This window comes from Mycobacterium sp. E796, assembly GCF_001672815.1.
Lineage (GTDB): Bacteria > Actinomycetota > Actinomycetes > Mycobacteriales > Mycobacteriaceae > Mycobacterium.
The window spans coordinates 1-23,927 of record NZ_LZKK01000302.1; the positions used below are offsets into that span (position 1 = coordinate 1).

Below are 23,927 nucleotides of genomic sequence, written 5' to 3' on the forward strand. Positions count from 1 at the left end.
CGCCGCAGCGGCTTCGCCGCCTCGGCGATCCGCTTCTACGAAAGCCAGGGCCTCATCACGGCGACGCGGACGTCGGGTAATCAGCGCCGCTTCGAACGGCAGATGCTGCGCAGGCTGGCTTTCATCAAGGCCGCCCGCAACGTCGGGCTGAGCCTGGACGAGGTAGCCGACGCGCTCGCCACCCTCCCCGACGGCCGCACCCCCACCCGCGCCGACTGGACCCGGCTGTCCAAGACCTGGCGCGCCCGCCTCGACGACCAGATCGCCGGGCTGATCGCGCTGCGCGACAACCTCGACTCCTGCATCGGCTGCGGCTGCCTGTCACTGAAACGCTGCGCCATCTCCAATCCGGGCGACCTGGCGGCCGGCGCCGGAGCGGGCGCGATGTACCTGCCGAAATCGCTGCGGCGCCCGGCTATAGGTGCCCAACAGACGTAAAAGCCCCCAATTCCGGCCCGGAATGGGGGCTTTTACGTCTGCTCGCGGTATTAACTAGCTGGACTCGGCGAGCCGCTGCTTGAGCGCCTCGAACTCGTCCTTGACGCCGGTCGGCAGCTTGTCGCCGACGAACTCGAACCACTCCTCGATCAGCGGCAGTTCCCGGCGCCACTCGTCGGCGTTGACGGCCAGCGCCTGCGCGACCTCTGCGCTGTCCGCGTCGAGCCCCTCGAGGTCCAGGTCATCGGCGGTCGGCACGATGCCGATCGGGGTGTCCTGGCCGCCGGCCCGGTGCTCGATGCGGTCGACGATCCACTTCAGCACGCGGCTGTTCTCGCCGAAGCCCGGCCACAGGAACTCGCCCTTCTCACCGCGGCGGAACCAGTTGACGAAGAACACTTTCGGCAGCTTGGACTCGTCGGAGTTCTTGCCCAGGTCCAGCCAGTGCTGGAAGTAGTCGCCGACGTGGTAGCCCAGGAACGGCAGCATGGCCATCGGGTCGCGGCGCACGGTGCCGACCTTGCCCTCGGCGGCGGCGGTCTGCTCGCTGCCCATGGTCGCGCCCATGAAAACGCCGTGCTGCCAGTCGCGGGCCTCGGTCACCAGCGGCACCGTGGTCTTGCGGCGCGCGCCGAACAGGATGCCCGAGATCGGCACGCCCTGCGGGTCGTCCCACTCCGGCGCCAGGATGGGGCACTGCGACATCGGCGTGCAGTAACGCGAATTCGGGTGGGCCGCAGTGGTTTCCGTCTCGCGGAAGTACCAGTCGTTGCCCTTCCAGTCGATCAGGTGCTGCGGGTCGCCCTCCAGGCCTTCCCACCACACCTCGTCGTCGTCGGTCAGCGCGACGTTGGTGAACACGGTGTTGCCCGCAGCGATGGTGCGCATCGCGTTGGGGTTGGACTTCCAGTTGGTGCCCGGCGCGACGCCGAAGAAGCCGAACTCGGGGTTGACGGCGTACAGCCGGCCGTCCTTGCCGAACCGCATCCAGGCGATGTCGTCGCCGAGCGTCTCGGCGCGCCAGCCCGGAATCGTCGGCTGCAGCATGGCCAGGTTGGTCTTGCCGCACGCCGACGGGAACGCCGCGGCGAAGTAGTAGGCCTTGTTCTCCGGGGAGATCAGCTTGAGGATCAGCATGTGCTCGGCGAGCCAGCCCTCGTCGTGGGCCATGGCCGAGGCGATGCGCAGCGAGTAGCACTTCTTGCCCAGCAGGGCGTTGCCGCCGTAGCCGGAGCCGTAGCTCATGATCTCGCGGGTCTCCGGGAAGTGGGTGATGTACTTGGTCTCGTTGCACGGCCACGGCACGTCCTTCTGGCCGGGTTCGAGCGGAGCCCCGACCGAGTGCAGCGCCTTGACGAAGAAGCCGTCGTCGCCCAACTTGTCCAGGGCCGCCTTGCCCATCCGGGTCATCACCTTCATCGAGACGACGACGTATTCGGAGTCGGTGATCTCCACGCCGAGCTTGGGGTCGTCGGCACCGAGCGGGCCCATGCAGAACGGCACCACATACATCGTGCGGCCGCGCATGCAGCCGCGGTAGAGGTCCTTGAGGGTGGACCGCATCTCGGCGGGGTCCATCCAGTTGTTGGTCGGGCCGGCGTCGATCTGCCGCTCGGAGCAGATGAAGGTCCGCGACTCGACGCGCGCCACGTCGGACGGGTCGGACAGCGCCAGGAAGGAGTTGGGGTACTCCTTGGCGTTCAGCCGCTTGAAGGTGCCCGCCGCGACCAGCTGGTCGGTGAGCCGCTTCCACTCCTCGTCCGAACCGTCAGCGAAGACCACCCGGTCGGGCTGGGTCAGCTCGGCGACCTCCTCCACCCAGGACAGCAGCCCCTGGTGCTTGGTGGGCGCGGTGTCCAAACCGGGGATGGTCGCTGAAGTCATCGAAGTCTCCTGGATTCTTCTGCCTGCTTACTCGGCTCGTATTTGAGTTGCCTTGCTATGCCCTCGCCCACACAACGGTTTACATGGTGGCGTTAACTACAGGTTATCGTGAGCCACTTGTTCCGGAGGTCTCGGGCGGGTATAAGCCTTCTCACAACAACGATTCAGAAACAGGGCCAAACGTCACCCGTCGTCGCCATTGTCGCTCCTTGAAGCCGGTTCATCGGTGTCGCTCTCGGGTTGGGGTATACCCGGTTGTCCCAGTTCCGCACGCACCGCGTCCAGCGCAGCCTGGATGGTCGGCATCTCCCGGTCGCGCACCGCGGCCGCCCGCGCCGCCGCGATGGCGTGCTCACGCAGTTCGCTGTCGATGCCGCTGACCTGTTCGGCCACCTGCGCGTTCTCCGCCTCGTCGCGGGCCACCAGCGCGGTGCTCAGCAACGACTCGGCGACCAGCACCCGGGTCGCCACCAGCTCCTCCACCGTCGACTGCAGCGACGACGTCACGTCGCCCGCCCAGCGGTCCAGCAGCGCCCGGTCGCGCAGCAGGCCGCGAATGTGGACGACCACGAACGTGACCGCCACCCCGATGGCGACGCACCCTACCGCGCCCGCGGCCGCCAGTGCAGGGCTGAGCCGGGAGGCCAGCCCGCCGACCAGCCGGCTGAGTGTCAGCGCCACCCCAAGCCCGAAGCCGGCGCCCAGCAGCATCATCAGCCAGGTTTCGTGCCGCCGGGATTTCAGGGGCGCGGGCGGGACCTCGACCGTCGGCAGCGTCTCCTCTCCTTTTTGAAAGCCGGGCAGTGCCACCGGCACCCCCAACACCTGCGCGACCCCGGCGAGGTGGGTGCCGGTTCCCTCACTCACCTCGGCCACCACCTCGTCGACGCGGCCGCGCGCGTATTCACAGAAGCCGGCCAGCTGCCGCCTCGACAGACCGGCGGCGTCCTCTTGCAGCTCCGTGCGCACCGACGAACACCGGTTGCGCGCGAAGTAGGACAACTGCACGCGAGCCTGCTGAATCTGGCCGCGCAGCGTGATCGTGCGCTCGGTTTTCGCCTGCCGGCGCTGTCGCAGAGCCCCGCTGCGCTCCTCGCGCAACGCGTCGACCCGCGCCCGCCGTCCCGCGCCGTCGGCCTCGCGGTCGATGCGCTCGGCGACCGCCTGCAGCCGGGATTCCCAGGTCCGCAACCTGTTTCGCCTGGAAATGTCGGGATCGGCAAGTTGCTCGTCGACGGTACGCACCAGGTCCTCGACGCTCGGGTCGCCCAGGTCGGGCAGGGCGGCCGCGCCGACCCAGGGCACCCGGGCGTACCTCGGCGCGTGCGCGACCAGGGTGTCGCGGTTGGCGCCGAGGACGTCGCGCCAGTTGCGGTGCACGTCGGTCTTGGACACCACGCCGACGACCACGTCGGTGTGCTCGGCGGCGGCATCCAGCAGCGCGCAGTCCGATCCGGTCAACTGCGCCGCCGCGGAGACGACGAACACCAGCGCGATCGGCGCATCGCCGGGTCCCAGGTCCGCCGACTCGACGAACTTGTGCTGCGGCAGCCGTTCGCGCAGCGCCGAAACCACGGCGGTGACGCCGGCCAGCCACGGCCCGGTCACCAACACCACGTCGCGGCGGTTGATCCCGGGCGAATCCAGCCGGGGCCCGATCGCCGCCACCAGCGCGTCCACCTCGGTGGCCGGGTCGTCGCCGCTCACCGTGACTCCCCGGGCAGCGGCCCGCGGGCCCGCGACCACAGCCGTAGCGATCCCCGGGCGATGTCCGCGCCGCAGGCGCGCTGCAGATCACTCACCGGTCCCAGCCTGCCAAGGCTGTAGCGCTGCCAGCGCACCGCCCGGGGTAGCTGGGCCGCGGGATCGTCGGGAACGTCGGAGCCGGGGTCGCGACCGGCGGCCTCGACCGCGTCAACCGCGGCCGCCATCCGGGCGACCACCGTGTCGTCGCTGGCCAAAAAGTTGCTGATCGCCTCGCCATCGCGGCCGGCGGCGACGGCCAGGGCCTCCAATTCCGCGACGGCCCGCAGCACCCGCTGGTAGCGCACCTGCGCGCCGATCACCGCGACCTTGTCCAGGACGGCGTCGACGCCGCTCAGCTTGCGCAGCAGGGCCCGCGCCTGTGCCGGCGTCCTGCCCCGCCGGGCCGCGGCGATGCCCAGGGCCGTGCCGAACAGGTCCAGGGTGTCGAGCAGGCGCAGCCGGACGGCGGTCGGCACCGGATTTTCCGCCGCCAGGAACCCGGCGAACGAGCCGTCGAGGCAGCCCGCGCCGGCGGGATCGGCGGCGAGGACCCGCAGCGCCGCCCACAACTCGTCGTCCAGGCCGTCGAGCGCGGCGACGGCGAACAGCCCGATCATCGGTTCGATGGGCTGCCCGAGCAGCGCGGCGAGACGGGCGCAGCGTTGGCGCGCCGCCGCGATCGGCCCGTCGCCGCCCCGCCCCGAAAGCGATCCGGCGAGGTCGGCCTTGTTCAGCACGGCCAGCACGGGGCGCCCGGCGGCGGCGACGGCCTCGGCGTCCTCGGGCTTGATCACCTCGGCCATGACGTAGACCACCACGTCGGCCCCGGCCGGCGTCCCCGCCGTCGCGGCGATCCCGCGCCCGGCTCCCGCGAGGTCCAGGGCGTGCGCCACGGTGCGGCAACCGACGCCGCGTCGACCGCGCACGGCCACGCGCAGCGGGGCGCCGGCCCGTTCGGTGATCGCGGTCACGCGCGGGTCGGCGCGGCCGGCCGCAAAGCGCGCCAGCTCGTCGACGAAAAGTCTGTGCCCTTGTCCCGTCATCTGTCCTAGCCGTTCGATCCGATGGGCGTCCGTTTGCCGGACGGCCAGCCGGGTCTCACCGAATGGTGGCATCTGCGTCAGCGAGATGCGAGCCACCGCTAGCAGCAGAAGGCAACTGTTGGGTATCAATCTGGACCACGGGCGGCTACATCGGGGGTTCATGGGCCACCATGGACAAATGCATGCGCAGGCTGGTCCGGAAACTGAAGATGTGACTGGAGAACCGCCTGTTCCCGAGCATCGTCGCCTCCCCGCCACGAGTTTCCGGTCGCGCCGTTCCGCGCTTTCGGAGGCCCAACGCCGCACCTGGGAGCGGCTGTGGCCGAAACTCGGCATCTCGGTCGGGTCCGCGCCCGCCGGGGTTCCCCAGCCGCCCGAGCCGCTGGACACCCGCGCCTGGTTCGGCCGCGAGGCGCCGGTGGTGCTCGAAATCGGCTGCGGCAGCGGCATATCCACCCTCGCGATGGCCCAGGACGAGCCCGGCGTCGACGTGATCGCGGTGGAGATCTACCGCCGGGGCCTGGCGCAGCTGCTGGCCGCGATCGACCGCGAGCAGGTCGGCAACATCCGGTTGATCCGCGGGAACGCGATCGACGTGCTGGACCGCCTGATCGCCCCGGGTTCGCTGACCGGCGTCCGCGTCTTCTTTCCCGATCCCTGGCCCAAGGCCCGGCACCACAAACGCCGGTTCCTGCAACCGAGCACGATTGGCCTGATCGCCGACCGGTTACTCCCTGGTGGTGTCCTGCACGCCGCGACGGACCATCCCGGCTACGCCGAGCAGATCGCCGAGGCCGGCGATGGCGAACCCCGGCTTCGGCGCGCCGAGGAGGGGAGCCGGCTGCCGATCTCGGTCGTGCGCCCCACCACCAAGTACGAGTCCAAGGCCCAAGAAGCGGGCAGCGCGGTGAACGAATTCATCTGGCTTAGGCGATGAGTTAGGCAGGCGATGGAAATGAGCCTGACGGAAGAGGCGACAGCATCGGAAGCGCTGGAAGCACCGGCGGTTCTGTCAGCCGAGGGCCTGAACAGCTTCCAACCGCCGGCCGGGCGGGTGCTGCTGGTCTGGGACGCTCCCAACCTTGACATGGGCCTGGGCTCCATATTGGGGCGGCGCCCGACGGCCCTGGAGCGCCCCCGATTCGACGCCCTGGGTCGCTGGCTGTTGGCGCGAACCGCGGAGGTCAGCTCGGGCCGCCCCGGCGTCGTCATCGAACCCGAGGCCACCGTGTTCACCAACATCGCTCCCGGCAGCGCCGACGTCGTCCGCCCCTGGGTCGACGCGTTGCGTAACGTCGGGTTCGCGGTCTTCGCCAAGCCGAAGATCGACGAGGACAGTGACGTCGACCACGACATGCTGGCGCATATCGCGCAGCGGCATTCCGAGGGGCTTGCGGCGCTGGTAGTGGCCTCCGCCGACGGCCAGGCCTTCCGTCAGCCGCTGGAAGAAATCGCGCGCACCGGGGTTCCCGTCCAAGTGATCGGATTTCGCGAACACGCGAGTTGGGCGCTAGCGTCGGATACCTTGGACTTCGTCGACCTGGAAGACATCGCCGGTGTGTTCCGGGAGCCGTTGCCGCGGATCGGCCTGGATTCGCTGCCTGACCATGGAGCATGGCTGCAGCCGTTCCGGCCGCTGTCCGCCCTTTTGACCACGCGTGTGTGAGACTGGGAACTCAATCCGCGGGTCACTACTGATCCAGTAAGGAGCTTACGTGTTCGCCTGGTGGGGACGAACTGTGTACCGCTATCGGTACATCGTCATCGGGGTCATGGTGGCTCTTTGCCTTGGCGGCGGCATTTTCGGGATGAGCCTGGGCAAACACGTTACGCAGAGCGGCTTTTACGACGACGGCAGCCAGTCCGTCAAGGCCTCCGTCCTGGGTGACCAGACCTATGGCCGCGACCGCACCAGCCACATCGTCGCCACCTTCACCGCCCCCGACGGCAAGACCGTCGAGGACCCGGCGTGGCACCAGAAGATCGTCGACGAGCTGAACAAGTTCAAGAACGACCACCCCAACCAGGTCGTCGGCTGGGCGGGCTGGCTGGCGGTCGCCAATCCCGCCGACGCGCCCCCGCTGATCAAGGGGATGGCGACCGAGGACAAGAAGCACACCTTCGTGTCCATCCCGCTCAAGGGCGACGACGACGACTCCATCCTGAACAACTACAAGACCATCGCACCGGACCTGCAGAAGCTCGACGGCGGCACCGTCCAGCTCGCGGGCCTGGAGCCGATCGCCAACGCCCTGACCGGCACCATCGCCACCGACCAGCGACGGATGGAAGTGCTCGCACTGCCGCTGGTGACGGTGGTGCTGTTCCTGGTGTTCGGCGGCGCGATCGCCGCCGGCCTGCCGGTCATCGTGGGCGGCCTGAGCATCGCGGGCGCAACGGGCATCCTGCGGTTCGTCGCCATGTTCGGGCCGGTGCACTACTTCGCCCAGCCGGTGGTCTCGCTGATCGGCCTCGGTATCGCCATCGACTACGGGCTTTTCGTGGTGAGCCGGTTCCGGGAGGAGATCGCCGAGGGCTACGACACCGAGGCCGCCGTGCGACGCACCGTCATGACGGCCGGCCGCACCGTCACCTTCTCGGCGGTGCTCATCATCGCCTCGAGCGCCAGCCTGCTCGTGTTGCCGCAGGGCTTCGTGCATTCGCTGGTCTATGCGATCTTCGCCGCGGTCGGGCTGGCGGCGCTGCTGTCGATCACGTTGCTGCCGGCCTGCCTGGGCATCCTCGGCCGCCACGTCGACGCGCTGGGCGTCCGGACCGCCTTCCGCGTGCCCTTCCTGCGGAACTGGAAGGTGTCGCGCGCCTACCTCAACTGGCTCGCCGACCGGCTGCAGAAGACCAAGACCCGCGAAGAGGTCGAGGCCGGCTTCTGGGGCAAGCTGGTCAACTTCGTGATGAAGCGGCCGCTGGCGTTCGCCGTACCCATCGCCGTCGGCATGATCCTGCTCGTCATCCCGCTCGGCAACCTGTCGTTCGGCGGCATGAGCGAGAAGTACCTGCCGCCCAACAACCCCGTCCGGCAGGCGCAGGAGCACTTCGACAAGCTGTTCCCCGGTTACCGCACCGAGCAACTGACCGTGGTGATCAAGAGCAACAACGGCAGCAAGGTCACCGACCAGCAGGTGGCCGACATCCGCAACAGGATCGCGCCGATCACCGGGTTCACCGACAAATCGTGGGAGGAGCGGCCGTGCCCGGCCATCGCGGGCAACCCCTGCGTCAACGGCCCGAACGGCACGACGCAGCCCAAAAACGACTCGGTGCGCGTCATTCAGAACGGGTTGTCCAACCGCAATGACGCCGCCAAGAAGATCGACGAACTGCGGTCCATAAACCCGCCGAAGGGCCTCACCCTCCTGGTTGGCGGCACGCCCGCGCTCGAGCAGGACAGCATCCACAGCCTGTTCGACAAGGCCCCGTTGATGCTGGCGCTGCTGCTCAGCGCCACCACCTTGCTGATGTTCCTGGCGTTCGGATCGGTGGTGTTGCCGATCAAGGCGGTGGTGATGAGCGCGCTGACGCTCGGGTCCACGCTGGGCATCCTGACCTGGATCTTCGTCGACGGGCACTTCTCGACGTGGCTGAACTTCACTCCGACGCCGCTGATGGTGGTGCTGATCGCGCTGGTGGTCGCGGTCGGCTTCGGCCTGGCCACCGACTACGAGGTGTTCCTGGTGTCCCGAATGGTCGAGGCCCGCGAACGCGGCATGTCCACCGCCGAGGCGATCCGGATCGGCACCGCGACCACCGGACGCCTGATCACCGCCGCCGCGCTGGTCCTCGCCGTGGTCGCCGCGTCGTTCGTGTTCTCCGATCTCGTGCTGATGAAGTACCTGGCGTTCGGGCTGATGGCGGCGCTGTTGCTGGACGCCACCGTGGTCCGCATGTTCCTGGTGCCGTCGGTGATGAAGCTGCTCGGCGACGACTGCTGGTGGGCCCCGCGCTGGGCCCGGCGCCTGCAGAACAAGATGGGGCTGGGCGAGATCGACCTGCCCGACGAACGCAAGCGTCCGACCCTCAACGGCCGGCCCACCCGGCCCCCGGTCGCGGCGGCCGCCCTGGCCGCGGGGGCGCCACGCGCGCCGCACGACCCCACCCACCCCGGCTCGCTCGAGCCGTCGCGGGCGGCACACCCCGACCAGCTGGAGCCCAGGCCCGCGCGGGAATTGGCGTCCGGTGCGCCGAGCACGCCGTCCGCCGCGAGCACCACCCGCCTTCAGGCCCAGCCATCAGAGCCCAAGACGGCGCGCCTCTCGGCGCCCGCCAACGCGACCCCCTGGCCGTCGGCGTCACCGCGGCCACCGGCGCCGCCGACGCCGTCCAGCGGTCAGACGCGGGCCATTCCGGTCCCCAGCAACCATTCCGGTGACGCGCCGGACCCCGGTGACATGCCGGACGCCGAGCCCACCACCGAGAAGCTCGACGCCCGCGGGCAAGGCGACAACGGCGACCGGCGCCGCAGGGGCGCCGGCGGGGGCGTCAGCGCCCAGGATCTGCTGCGTCGCGAGGGACGGCTCTAAAGCCTGCTCAGTCGGGCTGGTCCGGTTCCGCCTGGACGACGACCCCCGCCTCGTCGGCCTCTTCGGTCTGCTTTTCGGCCTCGGCGGAGGGATCCTTGGCCAGCAGCACCTGAATCGCGTTGTTGAGGAACGCGACCGTGGGTACGGCGAGCAGCGCCCCGACGATCCCGGCGAGCACGCCGCCGGTGGAGATCGCCAGCACCACCGCGAGCGGATGGATCGAGACCGCGCGGCCCATCACCAGCGGCTGCAGCAAATGCGCCTCGAGCTGGTTCACCGCGATGAGCAAACCCAGCGTGATCAGCGCGTAGACGATGCCCTTGGCGAACAGCGCGACCACCACCGCCAGCAGCCCCGAGACCAGGGCACCGATCAGCGGGATGAAGGCGCCGAGAAACACGACCGAGGCCAGCGGCAGCGCCAACGGGATGCCCATGATCGCCAACCCGGTGCCGACGCCCGCGGCGTCGGTCAGGGCGACCAGGAAGGTGGCCCGCACGTAGCCGATCAGCGATCCGTATCCGGCGATGCCCGCCTCGCGCACCCGGTCCCGGGCGTTCTCCGGGAAGATCTTGGTGACGTACTGCCAGATGTTGCGCCCGCCGTAGAGGAAGAAGATCAGCGTGAACAGGGCCAACACCGCGGCCGTCACCAGCTCGGTGATCGTCGCCGCGGTGGACAGCGCGCCGCTGGTCAGCTTGGACTGATTGTTGTGCAGCGCCTGGATCGCGGCGTTGCCCGCGTTGGAGATCTGTTCGCCGCGCAGATGCAACGGGCCCTCCATCAGCCACCGGCGGGAGGAGTCGATGCTGCGGCTGATCTGCTCGGTCAGGTCGGGCAGACCGTAGACGAATTGGATGATGACGAACGTCAGGATGCCGCCGAAAATCGCGAACCCGCCCAGCATGACCAGCGACACCGCCGCCCCGCGCGGCAGGCCCCGCTTGTCGATCCAGTCGACGGCCGGAACGAGCAAAGCGCTGACCATCAGCGCCAGCAACACCGGAACCACGATGACTTCGAGCTTCTGCACCACCCACAGCAGTGCGAGCACCGCGGCCAGGATGGTCAGCAAACGCCACGCCCAGGCGGCGGCCTTTCGGACCAGGGGTTCGACCGACGCGGCCTCGAAGGCCTCCGCGGCTCGTTCGGGGTTTGCCGGCATCAGCCCAGCCTATCTGGCGCGGCTCGCTCCGATCGGCCGTGACGGCGTCCCCGGCGCCACCGGACCCGGCACGATCCGGTTACGACCGCGACACAGTCGGAGCTTCGCCTCGCTGGCCGCGCCACCTGCGCGGTTACCCTAAAGCACGTGCCGCACCACGCACCCGCCCGCAAGCTTGACCTGACGCGCGAAGAGCCCCCGCGCGGCAGGTATTGGTGGGTGCGCTGGGTGATCCTCGGCATCGTCGCGATCGTGCTTGCTGTGGAGATCGCGCTGGGGTGGCGCCAGTTGGCGAAAGCCTGGATGAGCCTGTACGAGGCCAACTGGTGGTGGCTGATCGCGTCGGTGGTGGCGGCGGCCGCGTCCATGCACAGCTTCGCCCAGATCCAGCGCACCCTGCTGAAGTCGGCCGGCGTGCACGTCAAGCAGCTGCGATCGGAAGCCGCGTTCTACGCCGCAAACTCGTTGAGCACGACGCTGCCCGGCGGGCCGGTGCTGTCGGCGACGTTTCTGTTCCGGCAGCAGCGGCTTTGGGGCGCCTCGACGGTGGTGGCCTCGTGGCAGTTGGTGATGTCGGGCGTGCTGCAGGCGGTGGGGCTGGCGCTGCTCGGCCTGGGCGGCGCGTTCTTCCTGGGGGCCAAGAACAACCCGTTCTCGCTGCTGTTCACGCTCGGCGGGTTCGTCGCGTTGCTGCTGTTGGCCCAGGCGGTCGCGTCGCGCCCGGACCTGATCGAGGGCATCGGCAGCCGGGTGCTGTCGTGGGTCAATTCGCTTCGCGGCAGGCCCGCCGACGCCGGCCTGGACAAGTGGCGCGAGACCCTCATGCAGCTCGAGTCGGTGAGCCTGGGCCGCCGGGACCTGGGCGTGGCGTTCAGCTGGTCGATGTTCAACTGGATCGCCGACGTCGCCTGCCTCGGGTTCGCGGCGTACGCCGCCGGGGACCACGCGTCCGTCGCCGGGCTGACGGTCGCGTATGCCGCCGCCCGCGCGGTCGGCACGATCCCGCTGATGCCCGGCGGCCTGCTGGTGGTCGAGGCGGTGCTGGTGCCCGGCCTGGTCTCCAGCGGGATGTCGTTGCCGAGCGCGATCTCGGCCATGCTGCTCTACCGGCTGATCAGCTGGCTGCTCATCGCCGCCATCGGCTGGGTGGTGTTCTTCTTCGTGTTCCGCACCGAGAACGTGGGCGATTCCGACGACGACGACCCCATCACCGGCCCCCTGGCCGTCGTGCGCGACCCCGGCGCGTCCGCCGACCCGACGGAAACCGCCCTGCAGGGTCCGCTGCCGCCGCCGGAGCCGAGCCACGAAATTGGCCGGTAGGCAACGCTTTACGGTCCCGCGGGCAAGTGTGAACGCACGGCTTTAAGTGTTAACCCAGGGCGGGATTCCGGCCGATATTGCGCCCAGGCTTCACCCTCTAGGCCCACGTTTCACAGTTAATGGCGACGGCACCCGGCCCCACAACTCCCGGCTAGTGCGCGCCGCCGATCGTCACGCCGGGCAGCAGCGGGGCCGGGGCGCTACCGACCGGGGAGGCGCCCGGGGCGCCGCCGCCCGGCAGCGCGGGCACCCCGCCCGGCAGCGCGGGCACCCCGCCCGGCAGGCCGCCGGTCGCGCCCTGCGCCTGCTGCAGCATGCCCATCGCCTGCGGGATGCTGATCGGCAACTTGCACTGCGTCGACAGGCCGGTCAGCGGCGACGCGATCGAGGTCATGTCGCCGGCCACCTTCGGGTTGGCCTCGAAGTAGGACTTGAGCCCGGTCAGCGACTGCGGGCCGGCCTGCTGTTGCAGCATCGTGGTCATCGTCTGGTTGGTCTCGGGATGCGAGTCCAGGTAGTCACCCATCGACTTGGAGACCGAGCCGATCGTGCGCGCGATCTCACTGGCGGCGCACGGGTCGTTGGCGCCGGTCGCCGGTGGCCCGGCGAGGACGGCTAAGGCGGCGGCGGGTGCCGTGGTCGCCAGCAGCCCGGCGAAGATTCTGCGGCGCCTGGTCGCGGTGCCTGTCGTCATGGGTGACTCCTAGAGAGTTTGCGATCGCGCGCGGCGTCTGTGGCACATCGCAAAACGGTTGGCATGAACGGCTCTTCGTGACGGGATTCCCCGCTCCCCCGCGCGGCCACCCGACATCCTGCCATCCGCGCACCGCCGCTGCTACTTCGTGTGACCCACACCGCTGGGTCACCGGTTCACAACAACTGGGCAGCGTCTTGGCAACATCCGTGTCGTTGCAGCTCAGGATGCTGATAAGCCGACATAATCCACAGGCTGCTGCGGTATTCTCGCCTGCACGCATTGCGTGAGAACCCGGGGAGTGAAGAAATCCAGCAGTTCATGATGCGCCTCAGCCGCAGCCTGCGTAAGTACCGCTGGTTGGTCTTCACAGGCTGGTTGCTGGCATTGGTGCCGGCGGTCTATTTGGCGTTGGCGCAGTCGGGAAACCTGACCGGTGGCGGTTTCGAAGTGCCCGGCTCCCAATCGCTGGCGGTCCACGATCAGCTCGAGGACCTCTACCACGACCAGGGGGCGTCGTCGCTGGCGCTGGTAGCGGCCCCCCGCCCCGACGCCAGCTACGCCGACATCAACGACGCGGTCGCGCAGTTGCGGCAGATCGCCGGCGAGTTCCCCGGTGTCACCGAGGTCCCCAACCCCACCCAGCGGCCGCCGCAGCCGGACCGGCCGTACGTGATCTCGCTGCGGATGGACGCCCGCAACGCGGGCACCAGCGACCTCGCCAAGCAGCTGCGCCAAAAGGTCGGCATCAAGGGTGATCAGTCCGGCCAGACGGCGAACGGCCGGGTGCGGCTCTACGTGATCGGGCAGGGCGCCCTGTCCACCGCCGCCGCGGCGAACACCAAGCACGACATCGCGGCCGCCGAAAAGTGGAACCTCCCGATCATTCTGGTCGTCCTGCTGGCGGTGTTCGGCTCCCTGGCCGCCGCGACGATCCCCCTCGCCCTCGGCATCTGCACGGTCGTCGTCACGATGGGCCTGGTCTATTTCCTGTCGGCGTACACCACCATGTCGGTGTTCGTGACGTCGACGGTGTCGATGTTCGGGATCGCGCTGGCGGTGGACTATTCGCTGTTCATCCTCATGCGTTTCCGCGAGGAACTGCGCTCCGGGCGCCAGCAGGACGAGGCCGTGGACGCCGCGATGGCCACGTCGGGGCTGGCGGTGGTGTTGTCCGGGATGACCGTCATCGCGTCGCTGACCGGGATCTACATCATCAACACCCCGGCGCTGAAGTCGATGGCCACGGGCGCGATCCTGGCCGTGGCGGTGGCGATGCTGACGTCGGCCACCTTGACGCCGGCGGCGCTGGCGACGTTCGGCCGGGCGGCCGCCAAGAGGTCGCGCCTGCTGCACTGGTCGCGCCAGCCGGAGGGCGCGCAGTCCCGGTTCTGGGTCCGGTGGATTTCAGGGGTGATGCGGCGGCCGTGGGCGTCGGCGGTGGCGGCGTCGGTGGTGCTCCTGGTGATGGCGGTGCCGACCGCGTCGATGGTGCTGGGCAACAGCCTGCTGCGCCAGTTCGACTCGTCCCACGAGATCCGCGCCGGTGTCGGCGCGGCCGCGCAGGCGCTCGGGCCCGGCGCGCTCGGCCCGATCCGGGTCCTGGTCACGTTTCCCGACGGCGGCGCGGCGTCGCCCGAGCACAGCCAGACGGTCAGCGCGATCCGTCAGCGAATGACAGAGGCACCCAACATCGTTTCCGTGTCGCCGCCGCAGTTCGCGGAGGACAACGGCAGCGCCCTGCTGTCGGCGGTGTTGTCGGTCGACCCCGAGGACATGAAGGCCCGCGAGACCGTCGGCTGGATGCGCGCGCAACTGTCGAAGATTCCCGACCCGGGAACGGCGCGCGTGGACGTGGGCGGCCCGACCGCGCTGATCAAGGACTTCGACGACCGGGTGTCGCAGACCGAGCCGCTGGTGCTGCTCTTCGTCGCGCTGATCGCGTTCGTGATGCTGTTGATCTCGATCCACTCGATCTTCCTGGCGCTCAAGGGCGTGCTGATGACGTTGCTGTCGGTCGCCGCCGCCTACGGCAGCCTGGTCGTGGTCTTCCAGTGGGGCTGGTTGAGCGACCTCGGATTCACCCAGATCAGCTCGATCGACAGCACGGTGCCCCCGCTGGTGCTGGCGATGACCTTCGGGCTGTCGATGGACTACGAAATCTTCCTGCTCACCCGGATCCGGGAACGCTTCCTGCACTCCGGCAACACCCGCGACGCCGTCGCCTACGGCGTGAGCACCAGCGCGCGCACGATCACCAGCGCCGCGCTGATCATGATCGCGGTGTTCATCGGGTTCGCGTTCGCCGGCATGCCGCTGGTCGCCGAGATCGGCGTGGCGTGCGCCGTCGCGATCGCGGTCGACGCCACGGTGGTGCGGCTGGTCCTCGTCCCGGCGCTGATGGCGATGTTCGCCCAGTGGAACTGGTGGATGCCCCGGTGGCTGCGCCGCGTGCTGCCGTCGGTCGACTTCGACCGGCCGCTGCCCCAGGTCGACCTCGGCGACGTGGTCGTCATCCCCGACGACATCTCGGCGCTGGCCGCGCCCAGCGCCGACCTGCGGATGGTGCTCAAGTCGGCCGCCAAACTCAAACACCTGGCGCCCGACGCCATCTGCGTGGCCGACCCGCTCGCCTTCACCGGTTGCGGGCGCAACGGCAAGACCACGCCGTCGGTAGCGGCCGACACCCGCGGCCTCGGCCCCGGCCAGATCCCCCACCAGGTCGACATCGACGACGGCGCGGGGGTCGGGGCGAGCCCCGGCAGGAACGGCAGCAACGGCCACCCGCCCGCCAAGAAGCGGGTCGGCGGCCTGCCGTCGCGCAACGGGATCGCCCGCGCAATCGCCGGGGACCGGCCGGTTCATCCGGTGACGCTGTGGCGGGGCCGGCTGTCCGTCGCGATCGACGCGCTGGAGACCGACGCCTCCGCGGTCGAATGTCCCCAGTACGAGCGGCGCAGCCCGGTGGAGACCACCAACGTGCAACTGCCCACGGGCGATCGGCTGCTGGTGCCGACCGGCGCCGAGGCGCTGCGCCTCAAGGGTTACTTGATCATGTGCCGTAACAGCAGCCGCGATTACGCCGACTTTGCAGACATGGTTGACAACGTGGAGCCGGAGACCGCCGCGGTGGTGCTGGCCGGCATGGACAGGTATTACTGTTGTCAAACACCCAGGCGGGAATGGATGGCCACCCAGTTGGTCCGCCGGCTCGCGGACCCCCATCCCTCCGATTTCAGCGACGAATGGTCGGATTCCGACGCGAAAGCGGACTGGGACGACGTCAGGCAGCGCTGCCTGTCGGTGGCCGTGGCGATGCTGGAGGAGGCGAGGTGACGTTGGCATCCGAACGGCGCCCGGCACCGCCGCCCGAGCGGCCCGCCGGCGAGCAACGCATCGACGGTGGCCCTCTTGCCGACACCGACCAGCCCGTCGAGTTCTGGCCCACGTCCGCGATCCGTTCGGCGCTGCAGGGCGGCGACATCGCCACCTGGAAGCGCATCGCCGCGGCGCTGAAGCGCGACCCGTACGGCCGCACGGCCCGCCAGGTCGAAGAGGTGCTCGCGGGGACGCGGCCCTACGGCATCGCGAAAGCCCTGTGGGAGGTGCTGGAGCGCGCCCGCACCCACCTGGAGGCCAACGAGCGCGCGGAGGTGGCCCGACACATCCGGCTGCTGATCGACCGGTCGGGCCTGGGCGAACAGGAATTCGCGTCGCGCATCGGGGTGTCGGCGGAGGACCTGGGCGCCTACCTCGACGGCAGCGTCAGCCCCACCTCCGCCCTGATGATCCGGATGCGCCGGCTGTCAGATCGATTCGTGAAGGTGAAGTCGGCGAGGTCGGCCGAATCCAACTGACCCCTCAGCGGGCGTTGATCGGCGTCACATTGGACACCAACCAGGCGTCGCCGCGCTTGGCCAGCGCCACCCGCAGCGCGGGCGCGGCCTGACTGGGCGGCTGCCCCGGGGTGTTCTGGGTAACTCGCAGGATCACCGCGACGCTGGCCGCCGCCGGCCCCAGCGCCTCGACCCCCGCCGACAGCGTCGCGGCCTGCGCCGTCACGTTGTGCTGGGCCAGCTCCGCGCTGGACTTTCGGTACTGCTCCCGGAACGCGCCCGCCTGGTCGGGCACCATCATCGCCGCGGCCCGGTCGATGGAGCTGGTCGGGGCGCTCGGGGTGAACGACGCCATCGCCTCGGCCATGCCCGAGGCAACCTGGACCACCTCGCGGGTGTCGTTCTTGAAGTCGCGGTCCGTGCGCGTCCAGTGCGTGTACCCGGTCGCCACCGCCGCGCACAGGGCGGCCGCGCACAGGAACACGACGGCCAACCGCAGCCCCGGGGCGTCGTCGTCGGTGCCGACGCTGACCGAATCGCGGCGCAGCAGCCAGAAATTGACTGCGACTCCCTCGACGATCAGCAGCACCAGGACCGAGCACGCCGACACCCACCACAGCGGCCAGCCGAGGACGACCCCGATCATCCACAGCGCGGCGATCGCGGCCAGCGGGGCCGCGATGTCGAAGGCCAGCAGCCGCCAGATGTTCCTCATCGGATGGAACCGAGCCCGGAGATCATCAGCTTGCCGTCGACGTCGCAGACCTCGAGCCGCAGGTTCCAGTGCACCACCTGCGGCTTGGCGCCAACGTTCTCGCTCACCGACGTCGCGACCAGCATCACCGAGTCCATCCTGCTGGCGAACGGCGGCAGCTTGGTCGTCACTACCGGACGGGAGGTGCCCGGCTGCGTGTCCAGGTCGCGGTGCATCGTCTCGATGGCCACCGACTCGATGCGGCCGGCGCTCTGCGACTGCAGCTTCTGCACCACCTGCCGGTACGGGTCCACGGCCGCGTCGAAGTCGGTATTGAGTTCCCCGACCGTGCCGTCGTGCAGCTTCTGCAGGCTGGCGTCGATGTTGGCGCTGTTCATGTTGATCAGCACGCCCGTCCACTCGGCGGCGGTCGCCATGACGCGGCTCAGGTAGACGCGTTCGGCAATCTCGTCGCGGTGCGCGGACCAGATGAAGTAGCCGAGCACGACGGCGGCGACCGCCAGCACGCCGAGAACGGTCGACGCGATGCCGTAGATCGATAAGATCCGCCCGCCCGCGGGCTCGGATTCGTCTTCGGATTCGACGTCGTCTTCGGTTTTGACATCCTCCGATTCCACGTCGGCTTCGGATTCCAGGTCTGACATGGGCCGATCGTCGCATCCAAAAGAAGATGGAAGGATGGCGGGGTGACAGTAGAGGCCATCCGATCGGGCGTCGACCTGAGCTTTGTCGACGCGAACGCACGCCCCCAAGACGACCTTTTCGGCCACGTCAACGGCCGCTGGCTGGCGGACTACGACATTCCCCCGGACCGGGCGACCGACGGCGCCTTCCGCGCGCTGTACGACCGGGCCGAAGAGCAGGTGCGCGACCTGATCGTGGAGGCCAGCGAGCAGGGCGCCGCAGATGGGACGGATGAGCAACGCATCGGCGACCTCTACGCCAGCTTCCTCGACGAGGACACCGTCGAGCGCCGGGGCGTCCAGCCGTTGCTCGACGAGCTGGCCGTCATCGACGACTGCGCCGACACCGCGGCCCTGGCCGCCGCCGTCGGCGCCCTGCAGCGCACCGGCGCCGGCGGGGGCGTGGCGATGTACGTGGACACCGACGCCAAGAACTCGGCCCGCTACCTGGCGCACTTCGCCCAGTCCGGCATCGGCCTGCCCGACGAGTCCTATTTCCGCGAGGAGCGGCACGCCGAGGTGCTGGCCGCCTACCCGGGGCACATCGCGCGGATGTTCGGCCTCGTCTACGGTGCCGACCCCGAGACCCACGCGGACACCGCGGCCCGCATCGTGGCGCTGGAGGCCAAGCTCGCCGCCGCCCACTGGGACGTCGTCAAGCGCCGCGACGCCGAGCTCACCTACAACCTGCGCACGTTCGCCGAGCTGCGGACCGACGCTTCCGGCTTCGACTGGGACGGCTGGGCGACCGCGCTGGGCGGCACTCCCGACTTGCTCGCGGAAGTTGTTGTGCGCCAACCAGATTACCTGGCCGCGTTCGCGGCGCTGTGGGACAGCGAAGACTTCGAGGACTGGAAGCGCTGGGCGCGTTGGCGGTTGATCCGCGCCCGCGCCGCCTGGCTCACCGACGACCTCGTCGCCGCGGACTTCGACTTCTACGGTCGCCTGCTGACCGGCACCGAGCAGATCCGGGAACGCTGGAAGCGGGCGGTGGCCCTGGTGGAAAGCCTGATGGGCGACGCCGTCGGAAAGCTTTACGTGCAGCGGCATTTCCCGCCGGGCGCCAAGGCCCGCATCGACGAGCTGGTGGACAACCTGAAGGCGGCGTACCGCCAGTCCATCGGCGAGCTGGACTGGATGACGCCGCAGACCCGTGAGCGCGCGCTGGCCAAGCTGGAGAAGTTCACCGCCAAGGTGGGCTACCCGGAGAAGTGGCGCGACTACTCGAAGCTGGTCATCGACCGCAGCGACCTGTACGGCAACTACCGGCGCGGGTATGCGGTCAACCACGACCGCGAGCTGGCCAAGCTGGGCGGCCCGGTGGACCGCGACGAGTGGTTCATGACGCCGCAGACCGTCAACGCCTATTACAACCCGGGAATGAACGAAATCGTCTTCCCCGCAGCCATTTTGCAGCCGCCGTTCTTCGACGCCGACGCCGACGACGCCGCCAACTACGGCGGGATCGGCGCGGTGATCGGCCACGAGATCGGGCACGGCTTCGACGACCAGGGCGCCAAGTACGACGGCGACGGCAACCTGGTCGACTGGTGGACCGACGACGACCGGACCGAGTTCGGCGCCCGCACCAAGGCGCTCATCGAGCAGTACGACGCGTACGTGCCGCGCGGCCTCGGCGACGGCCACCATGTGAACGGCGCATTCACCGTCGGGGAGAACATCGGCGACCTGGGCGGGTTGTCCATCGCGCTGCTGGCCTACCAGCTGTCGCTGAACGGCCGGCCGGCACCCCTCATCGAGGGCCTGACCGGTGTGCAGCGCGTGTTCTACGGCTGGGCGCAGGTGTGGCGCACCAAATCCCGTGAGGCGGAAGCGATCCGGCGGCTGGCGGTCGACCCGCACTCCCCGCCGGAGTTCCGCTGCAACGGCGTGGTCCGCAACATGGACGCGTTTTACGACGCCTTCGGCGTGGCCGAGGGCGACGGGCTGTACCTGGCGCCGGCGAACCGGGTCAGGATCTGGAACTAGGCCACCCTTTTATCGCGCGAGCAGACGCAAAAGCCCCCAATTTCGGCCTTAAACGGGAGCTTTTGCGTCTGCTCGGCATGCTTCGATGCGCGCCGGCACGTGCTTGTGCCACGGCGTGCCCGCGTAGGGGTCGCGCCATTCCGTGGAGGTGAGCGAGTTGGGCGCGACCCCGGGGACGACGGTGCGCCCGTCCTCGCCGACGTAGTCCAGCCCGAAACCGTTGGGCAGCGCGGCGTGTCCGGCCAGCATGGTCTCGGTGACCTCAACGGTCGCCTCGGCGCTGCCGGCCGCGGTGCTGACGCGCGCCCGTCCCCCGTCGACGAGCCCCAGCACTTGGGCGTCCTCGACGCTGACGCGCAGCGCCCCGTCGGCGTCGCGTTTGCGCCAGGACGGGTCGCGGAAGATGTCGTTGGCGGTGTAGGCACGCCGCTCGCCGACCGACAGCACGATGGGGAAATCGGGCGTGGTCAGCCGGGGCGGCGCCGTCGCCAAAGCCCTTAGTTCGTCGAGCATTTCGGGGATCTCCAGCGCGATCTTGTGGTCGGCGTGGCTGATCAGCGCGAAGTCGTCCTCGTAGGTGTGCAGGGTGAACGTGACCCCGGACGGGTTGTCGAGGATCGCGTCGAACAATGCGTTGCCGTCGGCGTGGCCGGCCCGCCGCACGGCCTCGGGGTAGGCCATGGCGGTCTTCTGGGCCAGGCCCCACGCGGCGGCCGCGCCGGCCAATCCGTCGGGCAGCGTCGGGCCCAGGGTCTCGTAGAGCACGTACGGAACCAGCTTCGCCACAGTGGGATTGGTCGCAACCGCACCGAGGAAGGCCTCGGCATACTCCTGGCGGCCCCGGCGCGCGGCCTCGCGCAGCGGGCGCAGGTCGGCCTCGTCGAGCACGCCCAGAGCGCGCACCAGGCGGGCCCAGATCTCCGGCTCGGGCAGCGTCCCGGGCAGCGGCTCGAGCAGCGGCCGGCGCAATTGGAAAGCGTTGCCGGGGAATTCGAAGTTGAAGAAGGTCGCCTCGGGCTTCTCGAACTGGGACGCCGCGGGCAGCACGTAGTGGGCGAGCCGGGCGGTCTCGGTCATGGCGACGTCCACGACGACCATCAGCTCCAGCGTCTGGAATGCCTCGCGGCAGGCCGCCGAATTGGCCAGCGAGTGCGCGGGATTGGCGCTTTCGACGATCATGGCGCGGAAGCGGTCCGGGTGATCGGTCAGGATCTCCTCGGGCACCACGTTGCTCGGAATCAGCCCGGAGATGATGGGCGCACCGGTGACGGGCGTGCGACCGGAGACCTGGCTGAACAGCGGCGCGAACGACGAATGCAGGTGCTGCCCACCCTTTTTCGCGAAGTTGCCGGTGAGGATCCACAGCAGCTTGTTCAGGTAGGAGCACAGGGTGCTGTTGGGTGCCTGCTGGATTCCGAGATCCTCGAACACCGCCACGCTCTCGGCGGCGCCGATGCGCCGCGCCGCCGCGCGCAACAGCTCCTCGTCGACCCCGCAGCGCTGCGCATAGTCACCGACCGGGACCTCACGCAGCGCGGCGCGGACGACGTCGGCGCCGTGCACGTGCTCGGCGAGAAACCCTTCGTTGCAAAGGTTTTCCTGGACCAGGACGGCGGCCAGCGCGGCCAGGCACCAGGCGTCGGTCCCGGGCCGCACCCGCAGGTGGAAGTCGGCCATCTTGGCGGTGTCGGTGACGACGGGGTCGATCACGATCATCGACCGGGCCGGGTCCTTGGCGATCTCGTTGAGGACCACCCGGGCGCGGGGGAAGCTCTGCGACATCCACGGGTTCTTGCCGACGAACACCGACACCTCGGCGTGCTCGAACTCGCCCCGGGTGTGACCGCCGTAGAGCTGCCCGTCGACCCAGGCCTCGCCGGTCTTCTCCTGCGCCAACGCATTTGACCGGTAGCGGGCCCCAAGCGCCTTCAGGAACGCGCCGCTGTACGCCCCGCCCAGGTGGTTGCCCTGACCGCCGCCGCCGTAGTAGAAGATCTTGTCGCCCCCGTAGGCGTCGCGGATGTGCTTGAAACCCTCGGCGATCTCGACGATGGCGGTGTCCCAGTCGATCTCCTCGAAGGCGCCGTCGGCGCGGCGCCGCATCGGCGAGGTCAGGCGGGCGCGGTTGTTCTGGTAGTGGTCCAGCCGCAGCGCCTTGTTGCAGGTGTATCCCTGCGAGGCGGGGTTCGCCTTGTCGCCGCGGATGCGGGCCAGGCGGCGATCTTCGACCTGGACGACGATGCCGCAGTTGCATTCACAGAGGATGCACGCGGTGGGCTGCCAGTCGGTGGTGGTCATTGCGAATTCCTCTCGGAGAGCTCGGCCGCGAGCAGTCGATGTAGCTGGCGGTGCACGACATCAAGGGGCGTCAGGTCGCGCCGCACCCGGGCCAGCACGATCGCGCCCTCGAGCGCGCTGGTCGCCAGCACGGCCAGTTCGCCGGCCCGGTCCGCGGGAATCCCGTCGGCGACGAAGCGCGCGGCGATCAGGTCGGACCAGCGGTCGAAAACCGCGGCCGCGCGCTCGACGACCGGCGCCATGCGCTCGCGGTCGGATTGCTCGCCGGCTTCGACCGACACCGCGACGACGGGGCAGCCCGCGCGGAAGTCGCTGTCGAGCAGCTGGCGGCGGTACTTGTCGATCAGCGCGTCCAACAGCTCGGCGCTGCCGGGCGCCTCGGCGATGAAGGCGGCCACGTGGTCGCCGGCGTAGTCGACGGCCTCGCAGAGCAGCTGGGTGCGCCCGCCCGGGAAGTAGTGATAGGCCGACCCGCGCGGCGCGCCGCTGTGCTCGAGGACGTCGGAGATGGCCGTGGCGTGCGCGCCGCGCTCCCTGATCAGCAGCGCGGCCGAAACCACCATCCGCTCGCGAGGGCTGCGCATATGTATGATGCTATACATAAGCCGCGGCGGACAAAAGATACCCTCGCGAGAAGACACAAAATCGCCCTATTCCGAGCCGGAATGGGCGATTTTGCGTCTGCTCGTGGGGAGTTAGTTCATCCAGTCGGCGGAGCCGTCGTTCTTCTTGTAGTCGCCACCGCTGGAGTTCTTCACGACGATCGGGTCCCCCGGGCCGAAGTTGTCGAAGAACCACTTCGCGTTGGAGGGGCTGATGTTGATGCAGCCATGGCTCACGTCGCGCTTGCCCTGGTCGTCCACCGACCAGGGCGCGCTATGCACGTAGTCGCCGACGTTGTCGAAGCGAACCGCGTCTTCCACCGTCACCTTGTAGCCGTAGGTCGAGTTGACCGGGACCCCGTAGGTCGAGGAGTCCATCACGACCGACGCCTTCTTGTCCTGCACGTAGTAGGTGCCATTGGGCGTCTGGTGGTTGCCGGACGTCATGCCCATCGACATTGGGAAGGTCTTCTCCACGGTGCCATTGCGGGTGATCGTCAGCTGGTGCGTGGCGTCGTCGGCCGTGGCGACCAGCGTGTCACCGGTTTGGAAGCTCATCACCGTTCCCCCCGCGTCGACGGTCACCGCGGTGTGGGCGGGCCAGAAGCTCAGCGGGCGCCAGCGCAGCTGGGTCGGGGTCATCCAGTAGAACTTGCCCGGCACCGGCGGGGTCGACATCACGTGCACGGCGTCGATGGCCGCGCCGGCGTCCTCGACGGTCCCGGGGAAGTTGATGATGATCGGCTGCGCCACGCCGACCGTCGAGCCGTTTTTCGGGACGAACGACGGCGGCCCGAACGGGGCGGTGCCGGTGAACGGTGTCGGGTTCTGCCCTGCGGCGGGACCCGCGGCCGCCGGCTGGGCGCCGGGGAAGGTGAACGGCGGCGGCGCCAGCGGGTCGGCGGGCCGGCAGGTAACCACCGCCCGGCTGCTCCAGCGGTACGACGTGGCCGCCGGACAGCTTGCGGTAGCCGTA

General features: G+C 69.4%; 18 protein-coding genes. 8 read left to right on the top strand and 10 right to left on the bottom strand.

Annotated features, from left to right (window positions below; genetic code table 11):
• Window positions 1-438, top strand: a 438-nt coding sequence (gene soxR / locus A5706_RS23475) for a redox-sensitive transcriptional activator SoxR (RefSeq protein ID WP_068136036.1), incomplete at its 5' end; no start/stop codon positions are given.
• A 54-nt stretch (window positions 439-492) separates the two neighbouring features.
• On the opposite strand, the gene A5706_RS23480 is transcribed toward soxR, so the two are convergent.
• The 3 genes from A5706_RS23480 to A5706_RS23490 form a co-directional block, all read right to left on the bottom strand.
• Window positions 493-2,322, bottom strand: a complete 1,830-nt coding sequence (locus A5706_RS23480; protein ID WP_068136039.1) for a phosphoenolpyruvate carboxykinase (GTP) — start codon at window positions 2,320-2,322, stop codon at window positions 493-495.
• A gap of 183 nt (window positions 2,323-2,505) precedes the next feature.
• The gene (locus A5706_RS23485; protein ID WP_068136085.1) at window positions 2,506-4,029 is read right to left on the bottom strand and encodes a hypothetical protein; all 1,524 of its coding nucleotides are present in this window, start codon (window positions 4,027-4,029) and stop codon (window positions 2,506-2,508) included.
• Complete coding sequence (locus A5706_RS23490) at window positions 4,026-5,111, bottom strand: hypothetical protein (protein WP_068136083.1); 1,086 nt, start codon at window positions 5,109-5,111, stop codon at window positions 4,026-4,028. The genes A5706_RS23485 and A5706_RS23490 overlap by 4 nt, the downstream gene beginning before the upstream one ends.
• A gap of 160 nt (window positions 5,112-5,271) precedes the next feature.
• On the opposite strand from A5706_RS23490, the gene trmB reads away from it, so the two are divergent.
• Genes trmB through A5706_RS23505 form a run of 3 tightly spaced genes read left to right on the top strand, consistent with a single transcriptional unit; the run spans window position 5,272 to window position 9,649 of the window.
• Window positions 5,272-6,048 carry a tRNA (guanosine(46)-N7)-methyltransferase TrmB gene (gene trmB / locus A5706_RS23495; protein WP_156767297.1) on the top strand — a complete coding sequence of 259 codons (777 nt, stop codon included), beginning with the start codon at window positions 5,272-5,274 and terminating at the stop codon, window positions 6,046-6,048.
• Between the two features lie 18 nt (window positions 6,049-6,066).
• Window positions 6,067-6,777, top strand: a complete 711-nt coding sequence (locus A5706_RS23500) for an NYN domain-containing protein (RefSeq protein WP_068136087.1) — start codon at window positions 6,067-6,069, stop codon at window positions 6,775-6,777.
• A gap of 49 nt (window positions 6,778-6,826) precedes the next feature.
• Window positions 6,827-9,649, top strand: a complete 2,823-nt coding sequence (locus tag A5706_RS23505; RefSeq protein WP_068136045.1) for an MMPL family transporter — start codon at window positions 6,827-6,829, stop codon at window positions 9,647-9,649.
• A 7-nt stretch (window positions 9,650-9,656) separates the two neighbouring features.
• Here the strand turns inward: A5706_RS23505 and A5706_RS23510 are convergent, their stop codons facing one another.
• Complete coding sequence (locus A5706_RS23510; protein ID WP_068136046.1) at window positions 9,657-10,814, bottom strand: AI-2E family transporter; 1,158 nt, start codon at window positions 10,812-10,814, stop codon at window positions 9,657-9,659.
• Between the two features lie 147 nt (window positions 10,815-10,961).
• Between A5706_RS23510 and A5706_RS23515 the strand changes: the two genes are divergently transcribed.
• Complete coding sequence (locus tag A5706_RS23515; protein ID WP_068136049.1) at window positions 10,962-12,134, top strand: TIGR00374 family protein; 1,173 nt, start codon at window positions 10,962-10,964, stop codon at window positions 12,132-12,134.
• Between the two features lie 151 nt (window positions 12,135-12,285).
• Here A5706_RS23515 and A5706_RS23520 read toward each other — a convergent pair whose 3' ends face one another.
• Window positions 12,286-12,828, bottom strand: coding sequence for a hemophore (locus A5706_RS23520; protein ID WP_068136053.1), 543 nt, complete (start codon window positions 12,826-12,828; stop codon window positions 12,286-12,288).
• Window positions 12,829-13,149: 321 nt separating this feature from the next.
• Here A5706_RS23520 and A5706_RS23525 point away from each other — a divergent pair, with 321 nt between their 5' ends.
• Both A5706_RS23525 and A5706_RS23530 read left to right on the top strand, forming a co-directional pair.
• On the top strand, window positions 13,150-16,164 hold the full coding sequence (locus tag A5706_RS23525; RefSeq protein WP_068136056.1) for an MMPL family transporter: 3,015 nt from the start codon (window positions 13,150-13,152) through the stop codon (window positions 16,162-16,164).
• Complete coding sequence (locus tag A5706_RS23530; RefSeq protein WP_068136059.1) at window positions 16,161-16,685, top strand: hypothetical protein; 525 nt, start codon at window positions 16,161-16,163, stop codon at window positions 16,683-16,685. Before A5706_RS23525 ends, A5706_RS23530 begins: the two co-directional genes overlap by 4 nt.
• A 4-nt stretch (window positions 16,686-16,689) precedes the next feature.
• Here the strand turns inward: A5706_RS23530 and A5706_RS23535 are convergent, their stop codons facing one another.
• Entirely contained in the window at window positions 16,690-17,379 is a 690-nt protein-coding gene (locus A5706_RS23535; protein ID WP_068136062.1) for a hypothetical protein, read from the bottom strand.
• The gene (locus A5706_RS23540) at window positions 17,376-18,023 is read right to left on the bottom strand and encodes a hypothetical protein (protein WP_068136064.1); all 648 of its coding nucleotides are present in this window, start codon (window positions 18,021-18,023) and stop codon (window positions 17,376-17,378) included. Before A5706_RS23540 ends, A5706_RS23535 begins: the two co-directional genes overlap by 4 nt.
• Window positions 18,024-18,065: 42 nt before the next feature.
• On the opposite strand from A5706_RS23540, the gene A5706_RS23545 reads away from it, so the two are divergent.
• Window positions 18,066-20,051, top strand: coding sequence for a M13 family metallopeptidase (locus tag A5706_RS23545; protein ID WP_068136067.1), 1,986 nt, complete (start codon window positions 18,066-18,068; stop codon window positions 20,049-20,051).
• A 48-nt stretch (window positions 20,052-20,099) separates the two neighbouring features.
• On the opposite strand, the gene A5706_RS23550 is transcribed toward A5706_RS23545, so the two are convergent.
• The 3 genes from A5706_RS23550 to A5706_RS23560 all read right to left on the bottom strand — a co-directional run bounded on the left by A5706_RS23550 (window position 20,100) and on the right by A5706_RS23560 (window position 23,872).
• On the bottom strand, window positions 20,100-22,349 hold the full coding sequence (locus tag A5706_RS23550; RefSeq protein ID WP_068136070.1) for a molybdopterin-dependent oxidoreductase: 2,250 nt from the start codon (window positions 22,347-22,349) through the stop codon (window positions 20,100-20,102).
• Window positions 22,346-22,933, bottom strand: coding sequence for a TetR/AcrR family transcriptional regulator (locus tag A5706_RS23555; RefSeq protein WP_068136073.1), 588 nt, complete (start codon window positions 22,931-22,933; stop codon window positions 22,346-22,348). Before A5706_RS23555 ends, A5706_RS23550 begins: the two co-directional genes overlap by 4 nt.
• Before the next feature lie 111 nt (window positions 22,934-23,044).
• Window positions 23,045-23,872 (bottom strand): Ig-like domain-containing protein, encoded by an 828-nt coding sequence (locus A5706_RS23560; RefSeq protein ID WP_068136078.1) that lies wholly within the window; start codon window positions 23,870-23,872, stop codon window positions 23,045-23,047.
• Window positions 23,873-23,927 lie beyond the last annotated feature (55 nt).

Coding starts and splice junctions, on each gene's coding strand:
- A5706_RS23480 (WP_068136039.1), bottom strand. CDS start 2,322: ATGACTTCAGCGACCATCCCCGGTTTGGACACCGCGCCCACCAAGCAC.
- A5706_RS23490 (WP_068136083.1), bottom strand. CDS start 5,111: ATGACGGGACAAGGGCACAGACTTTTCGTCGACGAGCTGGCGCGCTTT.
- trmB (WP_156767297.1), top strand. CDS start 5,272: ATGGGCCACCATGGACAAATGCATGCGCAGGCTGGTCCGGAAACTGAA.
- A5706_RS23500 (WP_068136087.1), top strand. CDS start 6,067: ATGAGCCTGACGGAAGAGGCGACAGCATCGGAAGCGCTGGAAGCACCG.
- A5706_RS23510 (WP_068136046.1), bottom strand. CDS start 10,814: ATGCCGGCAAACCCCGAACGAGCCGCGGAGGCCTTCGAGGCCGCGTCG.
- A5706_RS23520 (WP_068136053.1), bottom strand. CDS start 12,828: ATGACGACAGGCACCGCGACCAGGCGCCGCAGAATCTTCGCCGGGCTG.
- A5706_RS23525 (WP_068136056.1), top strand. CDS start 13,150: ATGATGCGCCTCAGCCGCAGCCTGCGTAAGTACCGCTGGTTGGTCTTC.
- A5706_RS23535 (WP_068136062.1), bottom strand. CDS start 17,379: ATGAGGAACATCTGGCGGCTGCTGGCCTTCGACATCGCGGCCCCGCTG.
- A5706_RS23540 (WP_068136064.1), bottom strand. CDS start 18,023: ATGTCAGACCTGGAATCCGAAGCCGACGTGGAATCGGAGGATGTCAAA.
- A5706_RS23550 (WP_068136070.1), bottom strand. CDS start 22,349: ATGACCACCACCGACTGGCAGCCCACCGCGTGCATCCTCTGTGAATGC.
- A5706_RS23555 (WP_068136073.1), bottom strand. CDS start 22,933: ATGCGCAGCCCTCGCGAGCGGATGGTGGTTTCGGCCGCGCTGCTGATC.